We start from the raw sequence: 25,224 nt of genomic DNA on the forward strand, positions 1-25,224 counted from the left end.
CTCGACGGCACACTCAACGCCGTGCGGAATATCTACAAGATGCCCATTATCAGCCAACCGGCGGATCGAAACCAGCCCCACCCGGGCCCACAATCCCGACAACGAGCATCCATCCTGTTCACACTTGTGATTTCTCCTCCCAGAAGCAGCCATCCGCTCGGGAGTCGAAACCAGTGATTTTCACGAAAATCGAGAGAATTGCAAGCCCCACCGGCTCGGCAACAACAAGAAGCGACGAAACGCGTCCCGCCCAAACCGGCAAGGACAACGTTCTCGCCGCATTTTCTGCAGACTGCCGATCTATCGCAGCGTCTTACGAGGTGACCTCGGCGTCGGAAGAACGCTGCGCCGCCTGATGGACCGGAACGACGGATCGCGGCAACCGCCCGATCTCCCGATACGTGCGGAACAAGTGGCTGACCGACTCGTTGCGGTGGATTCGCTTGACGGCTTCCCCGAGCAAGTGCGAAACGGTCTCGACCCGCATATTCGGCAACCGTCGATCCGCCGGAAGCGGAATCGTATCGGTGACGACAATCTCTTCGACCTCGGCTGCGCGAAGCCGCTCGATCGCGGGACCGCAGAACACCCCATGCGTGGCAGCCAGATAGATTTTTGCGGCACCAGCCTCGCGGACCATCTCGGCAGCGCCGCAGATCGACCCCGCCGTGCTGATCATGTCGTCGAAAATCAGGGCAATCTTGCCCTTGAGATCGTCGCCGATCAGGTGGGCCTGGTGGGCCGTTCCCGATGCGTCGCGGCGTTTGTCGACGATTGCCAACTTCCCGCCGAAAGTCGATACGTGCATCAGCGCCCGCTTGATGCTGCCCGCATCGGGGCTGACGACGACAATATCCTCCATGGGATACCCCATTTCGAGGAAGTAGGCGTCCAGAACGGGTGCCGCATAAAGATGATCGACCGGGATATCAAAAAAGCCCTGAATCTGCGCGGCGTGCAGATCCATCGTGAGCACGCGATCGGCCCCGGCCCGCGTGATCAAGTTCGCCACCAGCTTGGCCGTGATCGGCACGCGACCTTCATCTTTGCGGTCCTGCCGTGCATAGCCGAAATAGGGAATCACCGCCGTGATGCGTTCGGCACTCGCCCGCTTGAAACTGTCGATCATGATCAACAGTTCCATCAGGTTCGAGTTCACCGGATCGCACGTCGACTGAACGATGAAGATATCTCGCCCGCGGACGTCTTCTTCGATCTTGCAGTAGATTTCGCCGTCGGGAAAATTCGTGATCGTGATTTTTCCCAGGGCCAAACCAAGGTATTCCGCCACGCGTTCGGCCAGAGGACGGTTCGAGCGACCGCTGAAAATCTTCATGCTGTTCGTGCTCGCCAACGGGGACATCGTCGGATAGCCGTTTCCGTTTTGCTCACCAAGGGAGTCGGCATCAAGGTCCGGAATCCGGGTTATTCTAACACACCGGAAAAGAACGCTTGCGGGAAAGAACGACGTCGCTGAGGTATTTGTCGGCGACACAGGAGGCCCCGAACACCGGCAACACCGCCGCACACGACGTCTTCGCCAGTGGTCATCTTGCCACGATTCGGCCGATCTTTCCAGATCTTGGGACCGACTTTTTGTTTTGCGCCTCCGCCATTTGCTTTTTCGGCACCTCGGTCGACGCTCGGTTGCGGCGGCATCGCCATCGACCGATCGGCGATCGGCGCATCTCGACGGCGGAAAATGAAAATCCGAGAAGCATCCTTTGCAAGGACACTTCTCGGACATCACGCGTTCGTAACGGTTTCGCCGTAGTGCGGCGGCCGGGTTGCTATCCGGTCGGTTACGGCGTCACGCCGGGCGCATCGGTGAGGAAGGCTCCATTGTCGGCAACACGGAAGAGCGGCCGAAACTTGGAGTTGATCGCCTCGATCGACGAACGGCCGGGGTACCACACCAGCCGGATGGCGACCGCCCAACTCTCTTCCTTCATGCCGTCGGCACCGGTCCCCTCGTCGGGGCTGAGGTAGGTCACGACGTTTTCCAAGGCCCAACTGGTTCCCAGGGGAATCGTCGCATCGGCCCCGAGCACGCCGTCGCCGTTTCCCGACGCACCGACCCACAAGCGACCTTCACCTCCGCCCGAAAAGTGTCGCCGGTAGAAGACCGCAAACACGTCGGTCGGCTCCAGCGGCGTCGACAGGCGATTTTCAAGATTGTCGACCGCCAATTGCCCGTCGCCCACGCCGTAAGCCCCGAAATAACCGATCTCGCGTCGGTCGTCGAGCCACAACGAAACTTCACTCCGGATCTGCTTCGCGTCGGCGTCGTCGTAGTAACTGTCGTGCATCCAGTCGAACACGACGCCCCATTGCAGTCGCGAACACTCGGGCCGATGGAAAATCCCGGCAGTCATGAAGAATTGCGTGCGGTTGGCACCCCAAACGGCGCTTCCATCAACGGCGGTCAGCGCGGCGTGACCGGGAAAATCGCTGTGCACGACCCGAGCCCCCACTTGGTAGCCGATTCCCCACGGATCCCCCAAGGGGGCACCCCAGTTCAATGCGTAGTTGAAACCGAAATTACCGTTCCGCCCCAGATCGGCCGGCCCTTTGAAGCCGTGGGCCCCGAAAGAAACATCGAGGTTACGATACCACCCACTGCACAACAGCCGCATGACCGGCCCGGGATAGTAGCACCCGTCCATCATCGGACCGCCATGCAAGGGGCAGGGACCACTGGAAGCACAGGCGACGCAATCGCCGGGCACGGCGCCCTGAACGACGTCGCCGGGTTGCAGGCCGTCGTCGACGATCGGCCCCATGATCTCGCCCTCGCCCAGAACGATCTCTTCGCCGTTCTCAGCGGCCGGGGTCGGAATCAGCTCCGGTGTCTGCTGCGACACCGTATGAACGTGGGCGCCGCCCACACGCGTCGTGGCCCGTGGGTTCTGGAAAAGCCAGTGCGTCAACGGCCCGCGCGACTGAGACGCTTGAGTTTGGGCTATGTAGGCTGTTTGTCCAAACGTGGGAACCGCCCAGACAGCCCCCAACAAGCCGAGTACCACCGCGGAGAATTTCAGGGAGGACATGTTCGACACCTCTCGGAATAGTCATCCATGCGCTTCGCCGAACCCCCCCTTGCCGTGGAGGGCGATCCGACGGGGTTTCGTCCGCCCGCACCAGCGGGCAAACCGTGCGCAGTCCATCTTGCCGAGAGATGTATCGAACCGAAGGCGGTCGATTCTTCCGTTAAAGTCGATATAATCCGCAAATTTTAACACGCCCCCGTCTTTCAGGGGGTGCGCCGCCGAGCGCTGTCAGGTCGTCGCAGCGGTGATTGCTTGGGCCAAGTCCTCCCAAAGATCATCCGGATCTTCAAGGCCGACCGAGATGCGAATCAGGCCGTCGGTGATACCGTGGGCCAGACGGTCTTCACGGTCGTAACTGGCGTGCGACATCGCCGCCGGTTGCTCGATCAACGACTCGACCGCCCCAAGACTTACGGCGAGTTGAAACAAACGGGTAGATTCGACGAGTTTCTTGGTCTGCTCGTAGGTACCGTCCAGCTCGAAACTGAGCATCGCCCCGAAACCGCCGTCCATCTGCCGCGCGGCAACGGCATGACCGGGATGTCCCCCCAACCCGGGATACAACACGCGGGCAACTTTCGGGTGTTTCAGGAGCCGTTCCGCCAGGACCGCCGCGCTGCGGCACTGTTCCCTCACGCGCAATTCGAGGGTTTTCAATCCGCGCGAACACAAGTACGCCTCGAACGGCCCCATCACCGCCCCGGTTGCATTCTGAATGAAGTAGAGCCGATCGAACAGTTCCTTGTCGCGAACGACGACGACTCCTCCGAGCACATCGCTGTGCCCGCCGATGTATTTCGTCGTCGAATGCATGACGATGTCGGCCGCCAATTCGAGCGGACGGGTCAACACCGGCGTGGCGAATGTGTTGTCCACTCCCAAAAGCGCCCCGTGGCGATGGGCGATTTCGGCACACGCGGCAATGTCGGTAATCGACATCAACGGATTCCCCGGCGACTCGATCCACACGAGTTTCGTCTGGGGGCGTTCACGCAGGGCCTCATCGAGTCGTCCGGTATCTTTCGTGTCGACCAAAGTGACGCCTATGCCCGCCGGTTGCAAGATTTTATGCAGCAACCGGTACGTGCCCCCGTAAATATCCTCCCCGGCAATCACGTGATCGCCCGGCGACAAGAGCATCATGGCGCCGTGGACCGCGGCCATTCCCGACGCGTAAGCCAGCGCTCCGCAACCGCCTTCGAGCGACGCGATGGTTTCTTCGAAACACGCGCGGGTGGGATTGCCGCTGCGGGAATAGTCGAATCGCCCCCATTCACCGGCACCGGGCTGCACATAGGTTGCGGCCGTGTAGATCGGCCGCACGACGGCGCCCGTCTCGGGATCGGGGCTGTTGCCCACGTGAATCGCTCGTGTTCGAAATCGCATGAGTCGGCTCCGATCGAATAATCGCGGCCCCGGACGTTTTGCCGCCGCGATCATACAACAGAATCACCGGAAGGCCGCGAATTGCCGGAGAAACGTCGTGCGGCACTTCGCTGCGCATCGCCGCCGGGCACAAAACAGTTCGCCGCGAAAATGAAAGCAATCCCCGCCTGCAACTCAAATTTGATCCAAAGCCTGGGCAAAGTCTTCGATCAAGTCATCGAGATTCTCGAGGCCGCAGGCAACGCGGATCATGTTATCGGGGATTCCCACGGCCAATCGCTGCTCGCGCGTGTGGCTGTGATAGCTCATATACATCGGTTGCTCGATCAGCGATTCGGCGCCGCCCAAGCTGGGACCGATGCGCGGAATCTTGACGGCGTCGATCACGCGGGCGGTGGCGTCGGCATCGGCATCCTTGACGAGGAACGTCACAAGGCCGCCGAAGCCACGCATCGTCCGTTTGGCGACTTCGTAATCGCGGTGACTCGGCAAGCCGGGATAGTACACCTTTTCGACCTTCGGATGGTTCTCCAGAAACGACGCCAACCCCAGGCCGTTTTCATTGTGTCGCTGCATTCGAAGCTCGAACGTCTTCAAGCCGCGTTGCAGCAGGTAGACGTTCATCGGCGTGCTGTTCGTTCCCATCACGCCGCGCAGATCACGCACCGGTTCGATTATCTCTTCGCGGCCGATCACTGCCCCCAGCAGCAAATCGTTGTGCCCGCCGAGATACTTCGTGCACGAATGCAACACGGCGTCGATACCGTATTCCAACGGCCGGACGTTGTACGGCGTGGCCAAAGTCGCATCGATCAGCGTTTCGACCCCGTACTTTTTGCCGAGCGCCGCAAACCGTTCGAGATCGACGACGCTCATGTGCGGATTGGTCGGCGACTCGCTGATGAGGATCCGCGTGTTTTCATTGATCGCGGCTTCCATCTTTTCGTAATCGCACGCGGGAATCTGATGCGTCTTGACGCCCAATTTCCCCAAGGTTTCTCGACAGAACTGACGGGTGCGGTGATAGCATTCGTCGAACAGGACGATTTCGTCGCCCGCTTTGACCTTCGCCAGCAAGTACCCGGCCACGGCCGCCATCCCGGACGAAAAAGTCACGCAGGCCTCGCCGCCTTCGAGTTCGGCGAGTTTCTTTTCGACGACCTTCTCGGAGGGATTTCCGTAGCGGCCGTACTCTTCACGTTCGACCTTTTCCGCGAGGTAATCGAGCACCGCGGCGGTGTTCTCGAAGGTGTAGGTCGCCGTTTGAAAGATGGCATCGGTCATCGCGAACCCCGGCTTGACGCGGGCTTCGCCGCCGTGCACGCACAACGTAGACAATCCAGGACGTTTCGGGCTTTGTTGGTCGGACATAGTTACTGCTGCTGTCGTTCGGAAGGTCAAAGGGCAAGCATCAGATGCCGGAGACGACTTTTCGTTTCGCGGCGCAGGTAGCCGAACTCTGCCCGAACCAAGAACGAAAAATCGCGACTCACCAAACCATGGGGCGGTCGCGATCGATTCGGCTCAAGTTGAGATCGTCACCCGATGGGACGACGATGGCACTTTAGCAGATTATGGCTGCAAGCGGCCGCAAATCCCATTAGCTCGCCATTCTACTCCGGCGAAGTCGCTGCGGCAAGCAACGCGGCCGGGCAAAAGCCGGCAAATCGATCTCCTCACCGCTCGACATTCGTCGCCGGCGGTTTCGCCGCAGAACCGCTTGGGCATTTGGCCAATCAATCCGGCCGGCTCACGGAAGGTACACGTTTTGGCCGTGTGCCGCCGCCCATTCGAGAACGGCCTTCAACTTGGGATATTCGTCGGGCGTGCTGTCGTAATATTCCGCCAACCCCCACGAGCCGTGGACGCTCCAACGGCCGATCGACGAGAAATTGGCGAACGTGCCGCCGCCGATCTCGGCCCAATGGTCGAGATATCGCTTGTACAGCTCACCCATCCGCGGATGTCGGTTCGCTGCGTGCATCAAGGCGGTCAATTTGTCGGACACCTCCCGATCTCTCACAAAGGCAACCATATGCTGACCGCCCTCGTAGGCCACCAGTCCCAGGCCGTACTTGTCGGCGATCTGTTTGTTCGCCTCCATCCACCGAAGGCTATCGGCAAACCCGGTCTGTTCGAAGGAATCGAGCAATTGCTCGACGGACCAGTCTTGCATTTCGTCGGCCATGTCGCCCAACTTGCCGCGTCCGACCGAAAACGACATGTACGGCGCAACGGCAAGCACGTCGGCATGTTCGGCCGCATTGCGAAAGCTCAAGATTTGTTCCGCCACATGCGTGTTGGCCGCTTGCGACGGCAAGACGCGAATCAGCCGTTCGTGGCCGCCGAACACGTCTTCCCAAATCTTGAAGATCTCGACCGACCGCACCGCCGTGTAATGCCATGCGGCTTCCCAAGGGCGGTCTTGCGGGCCCAGACCGAGGGCGATTCCCCGTTCGCCCGCGTAATGGTTCTGCGGAAACTGGCCGTTCCACACTTCGTTGGAATATTCGATATACACGTGCAACGACGGATCCAGCCGCTCGTGCACCATCCGGGCAAAGCGGCGGACGAACTCGTCGTCGGCCTTGTGCGGCATGCAGAACCACGGATCGGTCTTCGTGCGATTGCACAGGTCGATCATGAACTCCAACGCCACGCCTCGCTTCGAAAACGTGGCATGCTGCAACGTGGGCCGATCGTCCCAATGCTCGACTTCGGAACCGTTCGTATGCATCCAGTCCATGAAACGGAAGCACGCCATGCCCTGCCATCGACGCAAGAATGCGGGATGGAACGGGTTTTCCTGCCACGTGTCCTCGAATCCCGGCATGATGACGTGGATGTTCCGAACGTAATCGGCCGGATTCGTCTTGCGGATTTGCAGCGAGAAACCACCCCGCGACGCGTCGACTTCGATGACGATCTTGCCCGGCTCTTGCGAAACGATGCGTGCGTTCTTTGCAAAAGCCAGTTCACCTTCCCCGTCGTAAAGTACGGTATATCGGCCCGCCGGATAGTGTCCGCCCGCAATCGTGCAGAGCATCGTCTCGGCGTAGCATCCCGGTTCGAGACGTTTGACCCAGCCCCAACGGTCGAGTTCCAATTCCGGACCTTGTCCCCAGCCGGCCCCTGCCCGCTGACTGATCCAAGGGCGAGACATCCGAAATACGTCGACGAACGGCAGCTCGGTATTCCAATCGGCCGGACCGCTCAGGTTCATGCCGATTCGCGGTCGGCCGTAGACGAGCTGCTTGGCCTCGTCGGCCGCTGAAAGAACGGCGGGCCCGACCGCTACTGCGCACCAAAATGCCGCAACGATGAATCGTGCGTGCCTCATCGTTTCCCCTCCTCTTCCGTGGCTCTTGCAGGTAAAAAGCTCGTTTGCCGAGAACGGCGATCTCGAACTCGGCAATTCGAGTATGTTTCGCAGCATGTGCCGGGAAAAGCGCGTAGGCGAAAAACGGCCGATCGGCCGTGGGGCGAAGGTGGCTGGTGCCAATTGTCGAAGTTCGTGGAAGAAGGCACATCGGTGCGCGCGGTCGGCGCATTCGCCATCGTCCCGCGCGGCTCGCTCAGGCAAGCAGATATTCGGCGATTTGCCACAGAAGCACAATGCCGCCGACGGCGAACACCCAAGCGGCAAACCAGCGCAACCGCCCTCGCAGCAACCAGTCGATCACCCAACGCAACGCGGCCAGGCCGACGACGCATGCCACCGCCGCTCCGAGCACGAGCACCGGCACCGAAGTGTCGAGAGCCGGGCGGTCGAGCAAATCGAGCGATTCGATCAGCCCGGCGCCCGCAATGGCCGGAATCGCCAACAAAAACGAAAAGGCCGCCGCTTCTTCGCGTTTGAGGCGACAGAACAATCCGGCCACGATCGTGCTGCCGCTCCGCGAAATGCCGGGCAAGATTGCGATCGCCTGGGCGACGCCGATCAACAGGGCTTGGATGTAGCTCAAATCGCGGCAATCTTTGTCTCCGGCCGGTGCCCGCTCGGCCGCCAGCAACATCACGCCGGTTCCCAGCAACATCACTCCGGCGGTCAAGGCGTTTTCCAGCGGATCGAATCCCCAGGCACCGACGAGCAGCTCGCCCAGGAACTTCTTGTAGGCCACACCGATCACACCTGCCGGAATCGTCCCCACCAGCAACAAACCGATCGTTCGCCGGTCGCGGGTCAACAGGCCGACGATTCGGCGCCGGTAAAAAATGAGAATGGCCAACAACGTGCCGAGGTGCAAAATGATGTTGACGGTCAGTTTCTCGTGCAGCACTTGCCCAAACCGATCGAAGACCGCCGCCGCGATCACGACGTGTCCCGAGGAACTGATCGGCAAGAACTCGCCCAACCCTTGGACAACGGCCAAGACGAGAACTTCCACCAAATCGGCGAGCGCGTCCATCGAAACCATCCTCGCGGAAAAGCGGTCGAATCACCCAAGGCATGTGCATCGGCAATCGGCCGTCTCGAATCTGGAGAAAGACACCCCGCCTGCCTATTCCTTACCCCTCGACCAGCCCGAACCGTTTGCACGACCCCACCACTCAAGCAGTTTCCAGCCCGAGAACACGCCGGATTGAGGACCGGAAGACTGGATCATTCACCAGCCGCATGACGATATTCTGATCGACCGACCAGAGAAGATGGGAAATATAGCAAACAAGAACCAACCAAGCGAACATTTCGGAGCGGCATCTCGGATGTCGCGTGAGCGAGATTAGCCGGAAATCCCTTGCCGCCCAAACGCTGACGGAGAAGTGTTTGCGGGACAAGGGCAACGATCGAGCACATTGCAGGTTTCCACGGACGGGCAGGCATCTTGGTGCGGCAACCAGGAAACGCGACCATGCCCCTCACCAGCCCGTACATCCCGACGGCCGCCGGAGATCGACTCGATCCGCTTCCGCACTATTATTTGTTCGTCGATGTCGACCTGGACGGCGATCCCGGCCGATGGCGGTTCGTTTTGCGATCCCAAGACGGCTCGGATCGGTTCACGGCCGACGACTACGAACCCGAACTCCGCGGCGATCGGCTCGCGTTGTTGACGACCGTCCGAGGGTTGGAAGCCCTCAATTGCCCCTCGTGGGTGACCGTCGTCACCTCGAACCATTTCGTCAAAGAAGGCATCGCCGTCGGCATGGCGGAATGGAAGCGGGCGGAGTGGCGCTGGGAGCGTTTCGGCGAGTTGGTGCCTGTTCCCCACCGAGACCTGTGGGAACGACTCGATCGGGCAATGCGCATTCACCGCGTCGATTGCCGCACGTGGCGCATCGACCGGGCTCATGCCCAACGGCCGCGACCGCACACCGCCTTCCAAACGTCCCAAAGCGAATCGGACGGTTGCCGAACGCGATCGGGCTCGATGGGAGGGGTGCGTTTCCGCGTCGACCGCGCCCATCGACCGCGTCCCCACCTTGCGCATCGGTTTTCCGGCGTCCCGTTCGGTTCGATCGACAAGCATCACGACCGAACAGGCCGGCAGATGCTCAAGCCTTTCGTACACAGGTTGCGTGCGTGGTGGAAGCGGTGGACGGCGAACGAATACGTCCGTCGCTGGCAAGCCCTCACGCGGCGCTTGCTGGAAGACTGGGGGGTACTTCCCCCGCCCAAGGCTCCCCTGCCGCCGACGCGTTGTCGGTATTGAGCCATGGGGCATTTTCCCGCCGGATTCACATGGTGACCGGTTGCCCGGACATCCCTGACGAGCATATGCTACCTATTGGAATACTGGTCACCTGGGACTTTGAGGCAGGAAGCGAATTCAAGGAAAGACACGAATTTTAGGAGTTTTAGCAAGGACGACCGCGAAGCACAGATCGCTTCGGGACGGGCAGGATGGTCCGACTTTTGGGGTAGGAAACTCGACAGCAATGGAAGCAAACACCAAGGAGGTCCAGGTGCGAACCACTGTTCCACTTGAACATGTCGGCCAGTTGATCGAGGGGCGCCACGAAAATCCGTTTGAAATCTTGGGGCCGCACGTCGTCCGCGACGGCGACCGCAAGGCCGTGGCCGTTCGTGCATATTTGCCGCGATCGAAGCAGGCTTGGGTCATCGACCTGGCCCACAACGGGGTACCGCGCCCGATGCGTCGAATTCATCCGGCGGGCCTGTTCGAAGCGGTTTGTCCGGCGACGGAGGGCGATCCGCCCAAGTACCTCCTCCGGGTAGCGGAGGAAGATGGTAAGAGCATCACCATGCACGATCCCTACGCCTTTCCGCCGTTGTTGAGCGACTTCGATCGCTACCTTCTCAACGAGGGGCGGCATTGGCGTTGCTACGAAAAGCTCGGCGCCCAAATCCGCGAAATCGACGGCGTCCGCGGGGTGAACTTCGCCGTGTGGGCACCGAACGCAACGAGCGTAAGCGTGGTCGGCACGTTCAACGACTGGGACGGTCGCGCGCATCAAATGCGAAAACACATTCCCAGCGGTTTCTGGGAATTGTTCATTCCCGGCGTCAAGGAAGGCGATCTTTACAAGTTCCGGATCCGGCATTACGACCAGGTATTCGACAAGGCCGATCCGTTCGCCTTCGCCGCCGAAGTGCCCCCCGGCACCGCCTCGAAGGTCGCCGACTTGTCGCACCACCAGTGGAACGACGCCGAGTGGATGGCGCGACGCGCCGAGACCGACTGGTTGAAAGAGCCCGTCTCGATCTACGAAGTGCATCTTGGAAGCTGGCGACGCTCGCCCGACACGCCCCAGTTGTGGTTGGGCTACCGCGACCTGGTTCATCAACTGGTCGATTACGTCAAGGAGATGGGCTACACGCACATCGAGTTGTTGCCGGTGGCCGAGCACCCGTTGTCGGCGAGTTGGGGCTACCAGGTGACGGGCTACTTCGCGCCTACGTCGCGCTACGGGACCCCCGAAGATTTCATGTACTTCGTCGATTACTGCCACCAGAACGGCATCGGCGTGATCGTCGACTGGGTTCCCGCCCATTTCCCTCGCGACGCCCACGGCCTGCGACGTTTCGATGGTACCGCCTTGTACGAACACGAAGACCCGCGCCAAGGCGAACACCGCGACTGGGGAACCCACATTTTCAACTACGGACGTTACGAGGTCCGTAACTTCCTCATCGCGAATGCCTTGTTTTGGCTCGACAAGTATCACGTCGACGGTCTGCGGGTAGATGCCGTCGCCAGCATGCTGTACCTCGACTACAGCCGCGAACCGGGCGACTGGATACCCAACGAATTCGGCGGCCGCGAAAACCTTCAGGCGATCGCGTTCCTCAAACTGTTCAATGAACAGGTCCATCAGAACTATCCCGGCGTGCTCACCATCGCCGAAGAATCGACCGCTTGGCCCGGCGTGACGAAACCCACCTACGACGGCGGCTTGGGCTTCACGATGAAGTGGAACATGGGGTGGATGAACGACACCCGGTCGTACATGCACCGTGATCCGATCTACCGCCGTTACCACCACGACCAACTCACCTTCAGTCTGATCTACGCGTTCCACGAAAACTTCGTGTTGCCGCTGTCGCACGACGAGGTCGTCCACGGAAAGGGATCGCTACTGGATCAGATGCCCGGCGACCTGTGGCAAAAATTCGCCAACTTGCGTCTGTTGTACAGCTACATGTGGACGCATCCGGGCAAGAAGCTGTTGTTCATGGGTGGTGAGTTCGGCCAATGGGCCGAATGGAACTTCGACAAAAGCCTCGATTGGCATCTGCTCCAGTGGGAAACCCACCAGGGGATCCAGCGATGCATGGCCGATTTGAATCGGCTCTTGCGCAACGAAAAGGCGCTTCACCAGCAAGACTACGATTGGCACGGATTCCAATGGATCGACTGCCACAATTGGGAAGAAAGCACGCTCAGCTACATCCGCCGCGCCGAAGATCCGAGCGATTACCTCGTAATCGCGTGTAACTTCACGCCCGTCCCGCGGCTGCAACACCGCATCGGCGTGCCTGAAAATTGCTGGTACCGTGAAATCTTCAACAGCGATTCGGAGTATTACGGCGGCAGCAATCTGGGGAACTTCCCCGGTGTGCAGGCCGAACCGCTCCCGTGGCACGATCAACCGGCGTCGATGCAAATCGTATTGCCGCCTTTGGGAGCCGTGATCTTCAAACCCGAGCGCAACGGGTAGCGTATTTGTCGGAACCTCTTCGAGCGGGCAAGGCCGGTGTCTTCGCCCGCTCGTTCTTTTTTCGCACTCGTGAGAAACGCCGCCGCGGCAACGCGCATGTTCCCCAAAGAGCCGAAGTTGCCGGGCGGTCGGCGGGACGCGCCTTTCGCGCAGCCGCTGCGCGGGCTCTACATCTTGCGACACGATCGGGTAAGATGGCGAAATCGCTCCCGGGCGGTCGGCCTCGGCCGCCGAGACGTATTCCCTGCGATTCCCGTTGCCGAGTCGATGTAGTCCCCATGCTAAACGTTACGCGTCACCTCACCCGATTCGCCGCCGAGATACCCGATCGCACGGCGGTCGCCGAGCCGATCGGTCCCGACGTGGGAAAACGCGACGACTACCGCACGATCGACTTCGGACAACTCGAAGAAGACAGCAACCGCATCGCGTCGGGCCTGTGGAAACTGGGGGTCGAACCCGGACATCGGTTGGCGCTGTTGGTGCGGCCGGGAATCGACTTCGTCACGCTGGTGTTCGGACTGTTGAAATCGGGAGCCGTCACGATCCTGATCGACCCGGGCATGGGCAAGCGAAACTTGATTCGCTGCCTGGCGGAGGCCGAGCCGGACGGCTTCGTGGCGATCCCTCCGGTTCATGCCGTGCGCTCGGTTTTGCGGGGTCGCTTCCCCCGCTCACGATTCCACGTCACCGTAGGAAAACGTTGGTTTTGGGGCGGCGTCACCCTGGATCAACTGAAAAAGATGGGGCGTCCGGAGCTTTCCGTCGCACCGACGGAGCCCGATTCGCCCGCGGCAATCATCTTCACCACCGGCAGCACCGGTCCACCCAAAGGCGTGTTGTACACCCAGCAAACATTCGACAGCCAGGTCGTGCAGATCCGCGACCATTACGCGATTGCCCCCGGCGGCACCGACGTCCCCGGCTTTCCGCTTTTCGGCCTGTTCAACGCCGCGATGGGCGTCACCACGATCATCCCGCGGATGGATCCCACGCGGCCTGCGCAAGTCGATCCTCGAAACATCGTGGCTGCGGCGAGGGCATGGGAAGCCACCCAAATGTTCGGCTCGCCAGCGATGTGGAACCGCGTCGGGCGATATTGTCGCGAGCACGACATTCGACTCGATTCGGTTCGGCGAATCTACTCGGCAGGCGCCCCGGTCCCCGATCACGTGCTCGAAAACATGACGGCCTCGATCCACCCCGAGGGCGAAATGTACACGCCGTACGGAGCGACCGAGGCCTTGCCCGTTGCGTCGATCGCCGCGAGTGAGGTGTTGGGCGAAACGATCCACCGCACGCGCGAAGGGGCCGGCGTGTGCGTCGGTCGCCGCTTCCCCGATGTTCGATGGCAGGTCATCCGCATCACCGACGAACCGATCCGCACTTTGGCAGAAGCCGAACCGCTGCCGCCGGGTGAAATAGGCGAGCTGATCGTCACCGGCCCGGCGGTCACCCGCAAGTACGTCACCCGTACCGACGCCAATCCGCTCGCCAAGATTACCGACGGCGACGCAATCTGGCACCGCATGGGCGACGTCGGTTACCTCGACGAAGACGACCGTTTTTGGTATTGCGGGCGCAAGGCTCATCGCGTGGTCACCGCGACCGAAACCCTGTTCACGATTCCCTGCGAGGCGATTCTCAACCAGGTTCCCGGCGTGTTTCGCAGCGCGCTTGTCGGCGTCGGGCCGCAGGGCCGTCAGGTCCCCGTTGCGATCATCGAGCGGTCGTCGCCCCGTGAATCGGGTATTACCTCCTCCGATCGCGAGTTACTCGAAGCCGTCGCCCGCGCCGCCGACGGCAAGGAGAAAACGCGCTCCATTCGCCGTTTTTTGATTCATCCCGGTTTTCCGGTCGATATTCGCCACAACTCGAAGATCTTCCGCGAACAACTTGCCGAATGGGCCGCGAAGCGTCTGGACAAAGCGTATCGCCGCGACAAAGCGACCGACTGATCGGCAATCGCTCGAGCGAGTGAACCTCCGCCGACGGTAGGGTCGGCGGTAGCCCCACAAGTGACGAGCGATTACATTGAAGACAAAGAGAAGCCGCCCGGTTGCGGCACGTGGCGCCTCATCCCTCGGAACCCTTCTCACGCGACGAACAGGACGATGGCCGGCACTTGGTTTCTCCGACAGCAGGGCAATCCCCAGGTCTACGGACCGATCGAGGCTGAAACGTTGCGTCGATACGCCGACGAAGGTCGCGTCCGACCGGGCGATATGGTCGCCCAATCGGCCGAGGGACCGTGGTACCCGGCAGAAAAGGTTCGCGGCCTGTTCGACGAGGCGAAGTCGACATCCACCTCCGCCGGAACCGCCGCGCAACCGCCGGTCGCCAAGCCGCTGGAAGCCCCGCCTGCGGCCACGCGTTCGGTCGCATCCCCGCGGACAAAAGCACCAAGTGCCTCGAAGGAAAAACCGCTGACTGCCGACGATTTCGCCCGTCGTCGTCGGCTGCGTCGCCGAAAACAAAAGACACTCGTCGTAAGTGGACTGGTGGGGCTGGTCATCGGAGCGGTGATTTTGATCGTCGTGCTGATTCGGCCGCCGGTGCAATCGTCTTCAACGTCGTCTCCGACGGCGCAAGCATCCGCCGAGCCGAACGTGCCGGATCTGCCGATCGACAGCGACGGCAAACCGATCCTCGACGAATTGGGTTCCGAACTCGGCGTTTCCACGACTGCGGTGAGCACCTCGCCTGCGGCCCCCGGCGGCGACGAACTCGATTCGGCCCGACAGGCCGCCGCGGCCTTCGGCGGTGAGTTTTCGAAGCTGAGCGACGAAACCGCCGCGGCCCGCGTGCAGATCGTTTCGGCCGAAATCGGACGCGTCCGCGTCGAAGCCGGAGCGACCACCGGTCACACGGCCAATCCGTACTTGATTCTTCGCATGGAACTGACCAATCGCAGCGGCGACAAGCCGCTTTCGTATCGGTCATGGTCGCTCAGCGGCAACGAGATCACCGTCACGCAACGCGGCGAACAACCGCTCAAACAAAAGGCTTTGCGCGGCATGAAGGTCGTGGGGCAACAGGCCCAAGGCACGATTCCGCCGGGAGACACGATCGACGAAGTTCTCGTGTTCGAGCTCCCCGAAGGCGTTACCGATCCGGCCGGTTTGAAAGACCTCGAACTGAAACTCCCGGCTTCGGCCTTCGGCGAAGAGGGCGAATTTTCGCTTTACGTGCCTGTCTCGCAGGTAAAACTCGCGCCCGATATGGAACCGGACCGCCCGGGCCTGATGCGTCGACCGCAGGCCGACGAAGCAGCCGTTGCGGAAAAGCCGAATACGGAACCGACCGCGAAGCCGAAAGACGAACCTGAAGAGGAATATGACGAAGCCATTCCGATTCCCGGCCTGGAAGACGACCAATCGGCCGACCCGGGACCGGGATTCTCTGACGACCCGGAATTGATGAAGCGGTTCGAAACGATCCAGCAGGAGGAAGACCGCCGGACCGGGCGTGCTCCGCGGAGCACACCGCGTCGTCGCCCTTGATCTCCGTCGCTGCGCGACACATTTCATCGGCCTGAGCCGACGGCTACAATCACTTTTCGAGATCGGGCGTCGCGCTTCCTCGATGGCGCGGCTACCGTCTTTGTTGCTCCCACCTCGTGCTCGATCGGATCGACCCGTGAGCGAAAAGAAAATCCTCGTCACCGGTGCCACCGGCTTCCTGGGAGGGGCCTTGGCGGCTCGTCTCAGCCGCGAAGGTGCGCCCCTTCGCGTATTCGTCCGCCGCATTACGCCGGCCGTCGAATCGCTCGACGCTGAAATCGTCGTCGGCGACCTGCGTGATCGCGAAAGTCTGAAAAAAGCGACCACCGGCGTCGAAACAGTCCATCACACCGCGGCACTGCCGGGAATCTGGGGGAGATGGCGAGATTATTACGAAACGAACACTTTGGGCACGATTCAGTTACTCGACGCTGCACGCAGGGCGGGCGTGCGCCGGTTCGTTTTCACCAGCAGTCCCAGCGTGACTTTCGACGGATCGCCGCAAGAGAACGTCGACGAATCGGCCCCCTATCCGAGCCGGTGGCTGGCACACTATCCGCGCTCGAAAGCCCTGGCCGAGCAAGCCGTACTGGCGCAGCACGGAGAAGACGGTATGTCCACTTGTGCCCTACGCCCCCATTTGATTTGGGGACCGGGCGACCGGCACCTGATCCCTCGCCTGATCGCAAGGGCGAAATCCGGCAGGCTTCGCCGCGTGGGCGACGGCTCCAACCTGATCGACAACGTATACATCGACAACGCCGTCGAAGCGCAGCTTGTCGCCGATCGAGCGCTTCACGAACGCCCCGAGCAAGTCGGCGGTCGCGCCTTTTTCATTTCCCAAGGTCGGCCTGTGCGATGCTGGGAATGGATCGACGAAATCCTCGCGCTGGCAGGCGTTCCACCGGTCCGTAAATCGATTTCGCTTTCCACGGCCTATCGGATCGGGTACGTCTGCGAATGGATCTTCCGCCTGCTTCCCAAGCACATCGAACCGCCCATGACGCGATTTCTGGCTCTCCAACTCGCCCAACCACACTATTTTGACATCACAAACGCGAGAGAGTGCCTCGGCTACGAGCCGGTGGTCTCGCACGAAGAGGGCATGCAGCGTCTCGCAAAGTGGTTGCGCGAAGAATGATCATGGTAAGGGCAGCCTTTGAAGCGGGCTGATCTGCCCTCCGTTTGGGGGCGCCGCGCGATCTTGCGTGGCTTGCCTTCCCCTCGCGAAACGGGTAATCTCTAAGTTTCTGTCCATGCGGAAACTGAAAGACTATGACACGGAATCTGGACGATACGCAGCGGGTAGTCATCACCGGTGTCGGGCTCACGGCGCCGAACGGGAACAGTCTGCGCGAGTATCGAGAGGCCCTACTTTCCGGCAAAAGCGGCGTCCGCGATTACGAAATCCGCTATTTCGGCAAGACGGTCGCCGGGATTTGCGATTGCGACGTGTTGCGGTACCAGCGCCGTAAAGAGGTACGACGCGGAACGCGAGCAGGCAGCATCGCCATCTACTGCGCGAACGAGGCGGTTGCCGACGCCGGAATCGATTGGGAAAACGTCGAGAAGCACCGCGTCGGCGTGTATTTGGGCATTACCGAGCACGGCAACGTCGAAACCGAAAACGAAATTTACGAACTAAAGCAGTACGATTACGATACCAGCGTTTGGTCGCATCATCACAACCCGCGTACCGTAGCGAACAATCCGGCCGGTGAGGTTACGCTCAACATGGGCATTACCGGCCCGCATTACACCATCGGAGCCGCCTGCGCCGCCGGAAACGCCGGAATCATCCAAGGCGTTCAAATGCTGCGGTTGGGCGAGTGCGACTTAGCCCTCTGCGGCGGGGTTTCCGAAAGCATTCACACGTTCGGAATCTTTGCGGCATTTCATGCCCAAGGGGCGTTGGCATCGCACGAGGATCCGACCAAGGCATCCCGACCGTTCGATGTCGATCGGAACGGTATCGTCGTCGCCGAAGGAGGATGCGTCTTCACTCTCGAGCGTCTGGCCGACGCAAAACGCCGCGGGGCACGAATCTACGGCGAAGTCGTCGGCTATGCGACCAACAGCGACGCCACTGATTTCGTCCACCCCAATTACGAGCGACAAGCCGAGTGCATCGAAGCGGCACTGGCGAGGGCGGGATTGTCGCCCGACGATATCGACATCGTCAGCACCCACGCGACCGGGACGACCACCGGCGACATTCAAGAGGCGATGGCGATCCGGCGAGTCTTCGACGGCAGTCGCAACACGTACTTCAACAACACCAAGAGCTTCATCGGTCACGCGATGGGGGCGGCCGGAGCCTTGGAGCTGGCCGGCAATCTGCCCGCCTTCGAAGACGGCGTCGTTCACGCAACGATTAACCTGGATCGACTCGATCCCGAATGCGAAATTCCGAACTTAGTCGCACGGGAACCGTTCGAAAAAGGAAAGGTCTCCACGATTTTGAACACGTCGTTCGGCATGCTGGGCATCAATTCGGTCGTGATCGTCCAAAAAGTCTGAAACGTCCCGTGAGGACGTTAGGCGGTTTGAAACGTGAAACTTGCCCTCCCGCCGCCCGACGGCGAGAGGATACCTGGGACACATCAACCTGATTGGGAAGCCACGTGGAGTGAATGCGGCATGACGAGGGAAGAAATCCGACAAGCCATTATCGATATTCTCGCCGACATCTCGCCCGATGACGATCTCGATTCGATCGACGACGCCAAGCCGTTGCGAGACCAGCTCGATATGGACAGCATGGACCTGTTGGACATCGTGCTGGCCCTGCGTCGGAAATACCGGATTCAGATTCCGGAAGAGGACTATCCGAAGCTGGTCACGATGAACAGCACGATCGATTACCTGGAACCGCTGATGAAGGATCTTTAGTACGACCGGCTCGGTCGGCGTCGCCGTTTCGACGTGCCGCCGCGTCGAGCCCGTGTCAGCCACCCGTCCGCCAGATGAACGACCGCCAGGTTACTTCCGCCGATTGCGACGTGCTGATCATCGGTGCCGGACTGTCCGGCTTGGCGGCCGGAATCCGGCTCGGTCTATTCGGAAAGCGGGTCGTCCTCTGCGAGCGGCACTACACGATCGGCGGTTTGAATTCTTTCTACCGCCGCAACGGCCACGATTATGAAGTCGGCCTGCACGCCATGACGAATATTGCGCCGCGAGAAGACCGCGGCGCGGTCCTCTACCGCACGTTGCGACAACTCGAAATCGATCCCGATGCGATCGGATTCGTGCCGCAGCGTCAATCGGCGGTCGTGTTCCCCGACGCTCGATTGACGTTCTCCAACGGTATCGATCGCTTACGGTCGTCGATCGCCGAAACCTTTCCCGACCAGGTCGCCGGCTTCGATCGGGTGGTCCAAGCGATTCCGCGGCTGAAGGGCATCGACGCGGCCGACTCGCGATCCGCCCGCGAATTCCTGGCCGAGCACCTGTCGAATCCGCTGCTTTGCGAAATGTTGTTGTGCCCCTTGATGTACTACGGGGCCGCGACCCCCGACGACATGCCGTTCGGCCAGTTCGCAATCCTGTTCCGCTCGATCTTTCTGGAAGGGATGGGGCGTCCGGCCGGCGGCATTCGCGGCCTGTTGAAGGTGCTGATCGAGAAATTCCGTGAAACCGGCGGCACGTTGCGGTTGCGATGCGGCGTCAAGTCGCTGATCGCCGAAAACGATCGTGTCACGGCCGTGGAGTTGGACGACGGTACGACGTTACACCCCCGCAAAGTGCTTTCGTCGGCTGGCGGGCCGGAGACGTTCGATCTCGTCCGGTCGATCGAAGATTCCCCGATCGCGCAGGCGTCCTCTCCCCCGCGGCCGGGGGCACTATCGTTCTGCGAAGCGATTGCCGTCTTGGATCGAAGCGTGTGTGAGATGGGCCACCAAGACACGATCATCTTCTTCAATCGCGACGACCGGTTTGCCTATCGTTCGCCGAACGACTTGATCGGCACGCGCAGCGGCGTGGTGTGTGTGCCCGATGCATTCCAACAACGCGATCCCCGGTTGGAACCGATGGTTCGCGTCACCGCGTTGGCCGACTACGACCGCTGGGCCGCGTTGGACGAAGCGGCCTATCGGCGGGCCAAAGAAGAAGTCTTCGAGCAACTGATGGAAGTCGCCTCGCTATACGTTCCCGACTTTTCCGAACACGTGATCGACCGCGACTTGTTCACGCCGACGACGATCACCCGGTACACGGGACGTCGGCAAGGGGCCGTATACGGGTCGCCCGACAAACGCCACGACGGCAGCACGCCGTGGCGCAACCTGTTGTTGTGCGGAACAGACCAAGGTTACCTGGGCATCGTCGGCAGCATGGTCAGCGGCGTCGCCATGGCCGCACGCTGCATGGTCGATGAACCGGCTTCGTAAACATGTACGCGAACGCTCGTCGAAACAGCGGTTCGACAAGCGACCTACCGAGGACTCCTCATGCCGAAAGATTTCCTGGCACACGTCAAACCGAACTACGACGTCGTGGTCATCGGCTCGGGCTTGGGCGGCATGACCGCAGCGAACATTCTGGCTCGAGCCGGATATTCGGTGCTGTTGCTCGAACAGCACTACAAGTTGGGCGGGCTGGCTACCTGGTTTCGGCGTCCTAAGGGCTACATTTTCGACATCTCGTTGCACGGCTTTCCCGTCGGCATGATCAAAAGCTGCCGGCGCTACTGGTCACGTGAAATCGCCGATTCGATCGTCCAGTTGAAGCACATCCGCTTCGACAACCCCATGTTCCGACTGGAGACGACCTACAACCGGGAAGATTTTACCCGCCTGTTGGTCGAACGGTTCAAAGTCGATGCCGATCGCGTGCAGGCGTTCTTCGACACCGCCCGCAGCATGAACTTCTACGACGACAATCGTCGCACGACCGGTGAGTTGTTCGACGAGTTCTTTCCCGGCCGCGAAGACGTCGTCCGCCTGCTGATGGAGCCGATCACCTACGCCAACGGTTCGACGCTGGAAGACCCGGCGGTCACCTACGGCATCGTTTTCTCGAATTTCATGTCGAAAGGGGTGTTCACCTTCCGCGGCGGAACGGATCGCTTGATCGGTTTGATGCAACAAGAGTTGAAGGCCAACGGCGTCGACATCGCCATCAATTCGCCGGTAGAACGCATCCTTGTGGACGAATCGCCCCGCCGCGTGCGGTCGGTCGTCGTTCGCGGCCGCGAAATTGCGACCAAGGCGGTCGTCTCGAATGCCAATCTGTTGCGAACGATCTTCGAAATGGTCGGCGAATCGCACTTCGACGAATCATTCATTCGCGAGGCGCAAGCCGTGCGTTTGAACAACTCCAGCACGCAAGTCTACATGGGGCTGAAGCCGGGAGTAATGCTCGATGAATCGCAGTGCGGCGACTTGTTGTTCACCTCGACCGCCGACCGATTCGAAACCGAGTTATTGCTCAGCAAGAACGTCACCAGCCGCACATACTCGTTCTACTATCCGAAAACACGCCCGGGATACGATCGCTGCCTGATCGTGTCGAGCACGAACGCCCGCTACGAAGATTGGGCTGATCTTTCCGAAGATGCGTACCGAGCGGCGAAGCAACGCCTCATCGACGAAACGCTGGACCACGTCGAACGCTACGTGCCGAATATTCGGCAAAAGGTCGAAGTCGTCGAATGCGCCACACCGCGGACGTTCGAACATTACACCGGCCATCTGGCCGGCGCCAGCTTCGGAACGAAGTTCGAAGGATTGGCGGTCAGTCGCGGGCTGCCTCGACAAATCCGCGGACTCTACCACGCCGGCAGCGTGGGCATTATCATGTCGGGCTGGTTGGGGACGGTCAATTACGGCGTCATCGTGGCGAACGACGTCGATGCCCTCTTGATGGAACCTTCGGCCGCCGCGTCTTGACCTCGGCCTGGATCGATTCAACGGACGGCAACCGGCATTCGCCGGCGTCTTCTTCGGCACTTCACCCATCGGCAAGACCATGCAACGTCAGGAAATCGAGCAACGCATTCCGCATCGCGAGCCGTTCTTGTTGGTCGACGAAATCGTCGAACTTACAGAAAATCGGATTCGCGGCGTCAAGCGTTTCACGGGCGAAGAGTATTTCTTCGCCGGACATTATCCCGGCAACCCGATCGTACCCGGTGTGTTGTTGTGCGAGGCCGCCATGCAATGCGGCGCGATACTGCTGGCTGGCCTCGTCGATTCAGGGAACCACAGTGTCCCGGTCGCTACGCGAATGAACAACGTGCGATTCAAACGAATGGTCAAACCGGGCGACACGATCACACTCGACGTCGAACTCGACGACCGCGTCGGCAACGCGTTCTTCTTGACGGCGAAGGTTTCGGTCGACGGCAAGACGGCCGCGCGACTCGAATTTGCCTGTACGCTGGCACCGTCCGACTGAGTCGGCCGTAGTCAAAAACGGCAGCCGCACCGCACGACACATCTGGAAGCGAAGAGAGCCATGAGCAATCCCGATTACCTCGGCCTGCAAGGTAAGAAGATCGTCGTCTTCGGCATCGCCAACCGCAAGAGCGTGGCGTATCACATCACCAAGCAACTCGAAGAAGTCGGAGCCGAGTGCATTGCCGTGGTTCAAAACGAGGCAATTCGCGAGCGGGTCGCGAAGCTCCTGCCCAACACCGAGATATACACCTGCGATGTCGAAGACGAATCGCAAATCGACGCCGTGGCGGAACAAATCGGCCGCCGACACGACCGGCTCGACGGGCTGGTCCACTCAATCGCCTACGCCGACTACTCGGAGGGAATCCGACCGTTCCACGAAACCCCCAAGAAGGCCTTTCTCCAGGCGATCGATATTTCCTGCTACTCGTTGATTCGTATCAGCAGGGCGTTCGCGCCGCTTTTGGCAGAAGATGCCTCGGTCGTCACGATCTCTATTTCGACGACCACGATGGCAAGCGAAAGCTACGGCTACATGGCTCCGATCAAGGCCGCGTTGGAAAGCAGTGTCGTCTTCCTGGCGAAGTCCTTCAGCCGTTTTTCGAAAGTGCGGTTCAATGCGGTTTGCCCCGGTTTGCTCAAGACTTCGGCATCGGCGGGCATTCCCGGCTATCTCGATGCCTACTTGTTCGCCGAACAGATCATCCCCCGCAAAGAAGCCGTCCAAACCGACGAAGCCGCTGCGGCGGCCGTGTTTCTTCTCAGCCCGCGGGCGTCGGGGATCAACGCGCAAAAGATCGTCGTCGATGCCGGAATGGCGATCAACTACTTCGATCAAGAAATCGTCAAGCGGGTCGTGAACGACTGAAGCGGCAACGTCACGGTTCACCGGCCGGCGCCAAGCGAGAATCGTGCGTTCGCCGAAGCTCGCTCGAACGGATGTGCGCGCCGTTGATGTCCGCCTCGAGCGGAGATCGCTGCCATTGGACACCGAGCATCACGACGTTGATTCCCGAACCGATCCCCAACAGGGCCGTTTTGTCGCCGCGTTGGAGGTGCCCTTGTTCGATCCCTATAGCCGCGGTCGTCGGCAAGGCCACCGATCCGGTATTCCCCAACCACGAAAGCGTTGAAAAGTCGGCGTCCGGGTCCAGTTCCAGCGACTCGAAGAGCAGCTTCTGATGAAAGCGTCCGACCTGGTGACAAAACGTCTTGTCGATCGAATCGGGGCGCCAGCCCAATTCGTCACGAAAGGCGGCAAACGCCTTCACGGCCGTGGCGATCCCTTCCTGCATCAACGTCTCGGAATCGGTCCACATCAGCAAACCGGCTTCCGCGTCGTCGTTGTCGGCAACCGTCTCGTCCCTCGCGCTTCGGCACAGATGCGACTGCTGCGTGTTGGCCAGCCAGGCGCCGCCGAGCAAGCGATTTCCCGTTCGGCTGATGTCGCGATGGGTAAGCAATATCGCCGCCGACGCCGATCCGATCGTCAGCGAGGCAAAAGCCAATTTCGCCTGTTTGCGGGTAATCGTGGTATCGCGATTCAACCGCTCGATCGTCGATTCGAGCAAGTGCCGACTACTTTCGGTGCCGACCACCAACCCCGCCTCGATTTGCCCCAGCTCGATCAGTTGAGCCACCTGGAGCACGCCGTTGAGTAACCCCAGGCAGGCGTTCGACAGATCGAACACCAGGCATCGTTCGGGCAAACCCAACGCTTGGTGGACCCCGCAGGCGGTCGCCGGCTCGAGGTAATCGCGACACACCGAGCCGTGAACCAACGCGCCCACACGGTGAGGATCGAGCTTCGCCTGCTCCAACGCCTTGCGGGCCGTGATCGCGCTGATGCGTCCGGGCAGGGTTCCGCGCGGCCACACACGGCGTTCCCGAATCCCCGACATGGCTTCCAGCCGCCCCGGCGGCAACTTCAGCCGATTGTAGGCGGGTGCCAGGCGGCGTTCGATTTCTTCCGAGGTGACGACTTCGTCGGGAAGCGTATAGCTGATCGCCTCGATACAGACGTTTTCAAACAGCATGGATGACTCGTCTAAGTACGTCGAATGCCGCCGATTCGTTACCGAATCGGTTCGAACGAACTCGGCGGAAGATGAGCGTATTGTCGGTCCCACGTCACGGCAAGCCGGTACGCGTCGCAAACTCGTAGGATAGCCGCAGGAACACCTGCCGTAAAGCCGACGGGCCCCCAAGCTGGTTCCCGCCTTTCAAACAATCGACTCGACTCGCCTGACGAAAAAAACAATCGGCCGTCGAATTGCGGCCGAAATTGGCCTGGACAACCACTGCGCCCGCCCGCAAGTTTTCCTCACACGTCAAAGACTACTGTAACTTCCTAACCGTCAAGCAGATACGTCACGAGCTCGCCCCCTAGATCGGGTCATACTCGGCGAAGTGCTAGCACTGATTGCACCACAACAGGTTGCGGTCTTGAATAATTCTCGATCAAAATATGCACCATCCTTCGGGAAACGAGGACTTCGGCGTAAACTGCGTACAGTCATCGGGTCACGCGGGCGAGCGAGTCCGCGTAAGATCTGACTCAGCCAACGATAGGGATGTCGTGACAACCGGGTGAAGAAAACACACCCGGCGGAGGGTGGGGGATGACGCGAAAGGACTCCAGGGATGGATGGTTCTCCTCCGATTCCTTTCGCGCTCGTCGCTATTCGACTCAGTTCACCGATTCCGCTCAACTCTCCCACCCGACCTGTCTTGCCACAGCCCAACCGGTCGTCCAGC

At 60.6% G+C, this 25,224-nt stretch carries 18 protein-coding genes; 11 read left to right on the forward strand and 7 right to left on the reverse strand.

The features are described from left to right. Window positions 1-313: 313 nt before the first annotated feature. From ACYQ2I_RS15685 to ACYQ2I_RS15710, 6 genes are all read right to left on the reverse strand, one after another. A complete protein-coding gene (locus ACYQ2I_RS15685; RefSeq protein ID WP_460167973.1) occupies window positions 314-1,336 on the reverse strand; it encodes a ribose-phosphate diphosphokinase in 1,023 nt (340 codons plus the stop codon). Window positions 1,337-1,802: 466 nt separating this feature from the next. Continuing rightward, window positions 1,803-3,050: a DUF6666 family protein gene (locus tag ACYQ2I_RS15690; RefSeq protein ID WP_460167974.1), complete on the reverse strand. Its 1,248-nt coding sequence runs from the start codon at window positions 3,048-3,050 to the stop codon at window positions 1,803-1,805. Window positions 3,051-3,278: 228 nt separating this feature from the next. Then, window positions 3,279-4,436 carry a trans-sulfuration enzyme family protein gene (locus ACYQ2I_RS15695; protein WP_460167975.1) on the reverse strand — a complete coding sequence of 386 codons (1,158 nt, stop codon included), beginning with the start codon at window positions 4,434-4,436 and terminating at the stop codon, window positions 3,279-3,281. 174 nt (window positions 4,437-4,610) lie between these two features. Further along, the gene (locus tag ACYQ2I_RS15700) at window positions 4,611-5,807 is read right to left on the reverse strand and encodes a trans-sulfuration enzyme family protein (RefSeq protein ID WP_460167976.1); all 1,197 of its coding nucleotides are present in this window, start codon (window positions 5,805-5,807) and stop codon (window positions 4,611-4,613) included. A gap of 379 nt (window positions 5,808-6,186) precedes the next feature. Beyond that, on the reverse strand, window positions 6,187-7,776 hold the full coding sequence (locus ACYQ2I_RS15705) for a hypothetical protein (RefSeq protein WP_460167977.1): 1,590 nt from the start codon (window positions 7,774-7,776) through the stop codon (window positions 6,187-6,189). 235 nt (window positions 7,777-8,011) lie between these two features. Beyond that, window positions 8,012-8,845: an undecaprenyl-diphosphate phosphatase gene (locus ACYQ2I_RS15710; RefSeq protein WP_460167978.1), complete on the reverse strand. Its 834-nt coding sequence runs from the start codon at window positions 8,843-8,845 to the stop codon at window positions 8,012-8,014. 444 nt (window positions 8,846-9,289) lie between these two features. On the opposite strand from ACYQ2I_RS15710, the gene ACYQ2I_RS15715 reads away from it, so the two are divergent. The 11 genes from ACYQ2I_RS15715 (at window position 9,290) to ACYQ2I_RS15765 (ending at window position 23,335) form a co-directional block, all read left to right on the forward strand. Beyond that, complete coding sequence (locus tag ACYQ2I_RS15715) at window positions 9,290-10,090, forward strand: ribonuclease H family protein (RefSeq protein ID WP_460167979.1); 801 nt, start codon at window positions 9,290-9,292, stop codon at window positions 10,088-10,090. A gap of 253 nt (window positions 10,091-10,343) precedes the next feature. Continuing rightward, window positions 10,344-12,560 (forward strand): 1,4-alpha-glucan branching protein GlgB, encoded by a 2,217-nt coding sequence (gene glgB / locus ACYQ2I_RS15720; protein WP_460167980.1) that lies wholly within the window; start codon window positions 10,344-10,346, stop codon window positions 12,558-12,560. 278 nt (window positions 12,561-12,838) lie between these two features. Further along, window positions 12,839-14,518 carry a fatty acid CoA ligase family protein gene (locus ACYQ2I_RS15725; protein ID WP_460167981.1) on the forward strand — a complete coding sequence of 560 codons (1,680 nt, stop codon included), beginning with the start codon at window positions 12,839-12,841 and terminating at the stop codon, window positions 14,516-14,518. 156 nt (window positions 14,519-14,674) lie between these two features. After that, a complete protein-coding gene (locus ACYQ2I_RS15730) occupies window positions 14,675-16,063 on the forward strand; it encodes a DNA polymerase III subunit gamma/tau domain-containing protein (protein WP_460167982.1) in 1,389 nt (462 codons plus the stop codon). 136 nt (window positions 16,064-16,199) lie between these two features. Continuing rightward, window positions 16,200-17,204 carry an NAD-dependent epimerase/dehydratase family protein gene (locus ACYQ2I_RS15735; protein ID WP_460167983.1) on the forward strand — a complete coding sequence of 335 codons (1,005 nt, stop codon included), beginning with the start codon at window positions 16,200-16,202 and terminating at the stop codon, window positions 17,202-17,204. Window positions 17,205-17,338: 134 nt separating this feature from the next. Next, a complete protein-coding gene (locus ACYQ2I_RS15740; RefSeq protein WP_460167984.1) occupies window positions 17,339-18,583 on the forward strand; it encodes a beta-ketoacyl-[acyl-carrier-protein] synthase family protein in 1,245 nt (414 codons plus the stop codon). 120 nt (window positions 18,584-18,703) lie between these two features. Continuing rightward, window positions 18,704-18,955, forward strand: a complete 252-nt coding sequence (locus ACYQ2I_RS15745; protein ID WP_460167985.1) for an acyl carrier protein — start codon at window positions 18,704-18,706, stop codon at window positions 18,953-18,955. A 74-nt stretch (window positions 18,956-19,029) separates the two neighbouring features. Beyond that, on the forward strand, window positions 19,030-20,457 hold the full coding sequence (locus ACYQ2I_RS15750; RefSeq protein WP_460167986.1) for a phytoene desaturase family protein: 1,428 nt from the start codon (window positions 19,030-19,032) through the stop codon (window positions 20,455-20,457). Between the two features lie 60 nt (window positions 20,458-20,517). Beyond that, the gene (locus tag ACYQ2I_RS15755) at window positions 20,518-21,957 is read left to right on the forward strand and encodes a phytoene desaturase family protein (protein ID WP_460167987.1); all 1,440 of its coding nucleotides are present in this window, start codon (window positions 20,518-20,520) and stop codon (window positions 21,955-21,957) included. Between the two features lie 79 nt (window positions 21,958-22,036). Then, window positions 22,037-22,465: a 3-hydroxyacyl-ACP dehydratase FabZ gene (gene fabZ / locus ACYQ2I_RS15760; RefSeq protein WP_460167988.1), complete on the forward strand. Its 429-nt coding sequence runs from the start codon at window positions 22,037-22,039 to the stop codon at window positions 22,463-22,465. 60 nt (window positions 22,466-22,525) lie between these two features. Next, window positions 22,526-23,335: an enoyl-ACP reductase FabI gene (locus ACYQ2I_RS15765; RefSeq protein ID WP_460167989.1), complete on the forward strand. Its 810-nt coding sequence runs from the start codon at window positions 22,526-22,528 to the stop codon at window positions 23,333-23,335. Window positions 23,336-23,345: 10 nt separating this feature from the next. Here the strand turns inward: ACYQ2I_RS15765 and ACYQ2I_RS15770 are convergent, their stop codons facing one another. Then, window positions 23,346-24,503 (reverse strand): 3-oxoacyl-ACP synthase III, encoded by a 1,158-nt coding sequence (locus tag ACYQ2I_RS15770; protein WP_460167990.1) that lies wholly within the window; start codon window positions 24,501-24,503, stop codon window positions 23,346-23,348. Window positions 24,504-25,224 lie beyond the last annotated feature (721 nt).

Source organism: Thermostilla marina, from assembly GCF_054657455.1.

What these genes read in the sequence shown, in the direction of transcription:
- ACYQ2I_RS15685 (WP_460167973.1), bottom strand. Translation starts at nt 1,336, where the DNA reads ATGAAGATTTTCAGCGGTCGCTCGAACCGTCCTCTGGCCGAACGCGTG.
- ACYQ2I_RS15715 (WP_460167979.1), top strand. Translation starts at nt 9,290, where the DNA reads ATGCCCCTCACCAGCCCGTACATCCCGACGGCCGCCGGAGATCGACTC.
- ACYQ2I_RS15710 (WP_460167978.1), bottom strand. Translation starts at nt 8,845, where the DNA reads ATGGACGCGCTCGCCGATTTGGTGGAAGTTCTCGTCTTGGCCGTTGTC.
- ACYQ2I_RS15750 (WP_460167986.1), top strand. Translation starts at nt 19,030, where the DNA reads ATGAACGACCGCCAGGTTACTTCCGCCGATTGCGACGTGCTGATCATC.
- ACYQ2I_RS15690 (WP_460167974.1), bottom strand. Translation starts at nt 3,050, where the DNA reads ATGTCCTCCCTGAAATTCTCCGCGGTGGTACTCGGCTTGTTGGGGGCT.
- ACYQ2I_RS15730 (WP_460167982.1), top strand. Translation starts at nt 14,675, where the DNA reads ATGGCCGGCACTTGGTTTCTCCGACAGCAGGGCAATCCCCAGGTCTAC.
- ACYQ2I_RS15725 (WP_460167981.1), top strand. Translation starts at nt 12,839, where the DNA reads ATGCTAAACGTTACGCGTCACCTCACCCGATTCGCCGCCGAGATACCC.
- ACYQ2I_RS15740 (WP_460167984.1), top strand. Translation starts at nt 17,339, where the DNA reads ATGACACGGAATCTGGACGATACGCAGCGGGTAGTCATCACCGGTGTC.
- ACYQ2I_RS15695 (WP_460167975.1), bottom strand. Translation starts at nt 4,436, where the DNA reads ATGCGATTTCGAACACGAGCGATTCACGTGGGCAACAGCCCCGATCCC.
- ACYQ2I_RS15745 (WP_460167985.1), top strand. Translation starts at nt 18,704, where the DNA reads ATGACGAGGGAAGAAATCCGACAAGCCATTATCGATATTCTCGCCGAC.
- ACYQ2I_RS15765 (WP_460167989.1), top strand. Translation starts at nt 22,526, where the DNA reads ATGAGCAATCCCGATTACCTCGGCCTGCAAGGTAAGAAGATCGTCGTC.
- fabZ (WP_460167988.1), top strand. Translation starts at nt 22,037, where the DNA reads ATGCAACGTCAGGAAATCGAGCAACGCATTCCGCATCGCGAGCCGTTC.
- ACYQ2I_RS15755 (WP_460167987.1), top strand. Translation starts at nt 20,518, where the DNA reads ATGCCGAAAGATTTCCTGGCACACGTCAAACCGAACTACGACGTCGTG.
- ACYQ2I_RS15700 (WP_460167976.1), bottom strand. Translation starts at nt 5,807, where the DNA reads ATGTCCGACCAACAAAGCCCGAAACGTCCTGGATTGTCTACGTTGTGC.
- ACYQ2I_RS15770 (WP_460167990.1), bottom strand. Translation starts at nt 24,503, where the DNA reads ATGCTGTTTGAAAACGTCTGTATCGAGGCGATCAGCTATACGCTTCCC.
- ACYQ2I_RS15705 (WP_460167977.1), bottom strand. Translation starts at nt 7,776, where the DNA reads ATGAGGCACGCACGATTCATCGTTGCGGCATTTTGGTGCGCAGTAGCG.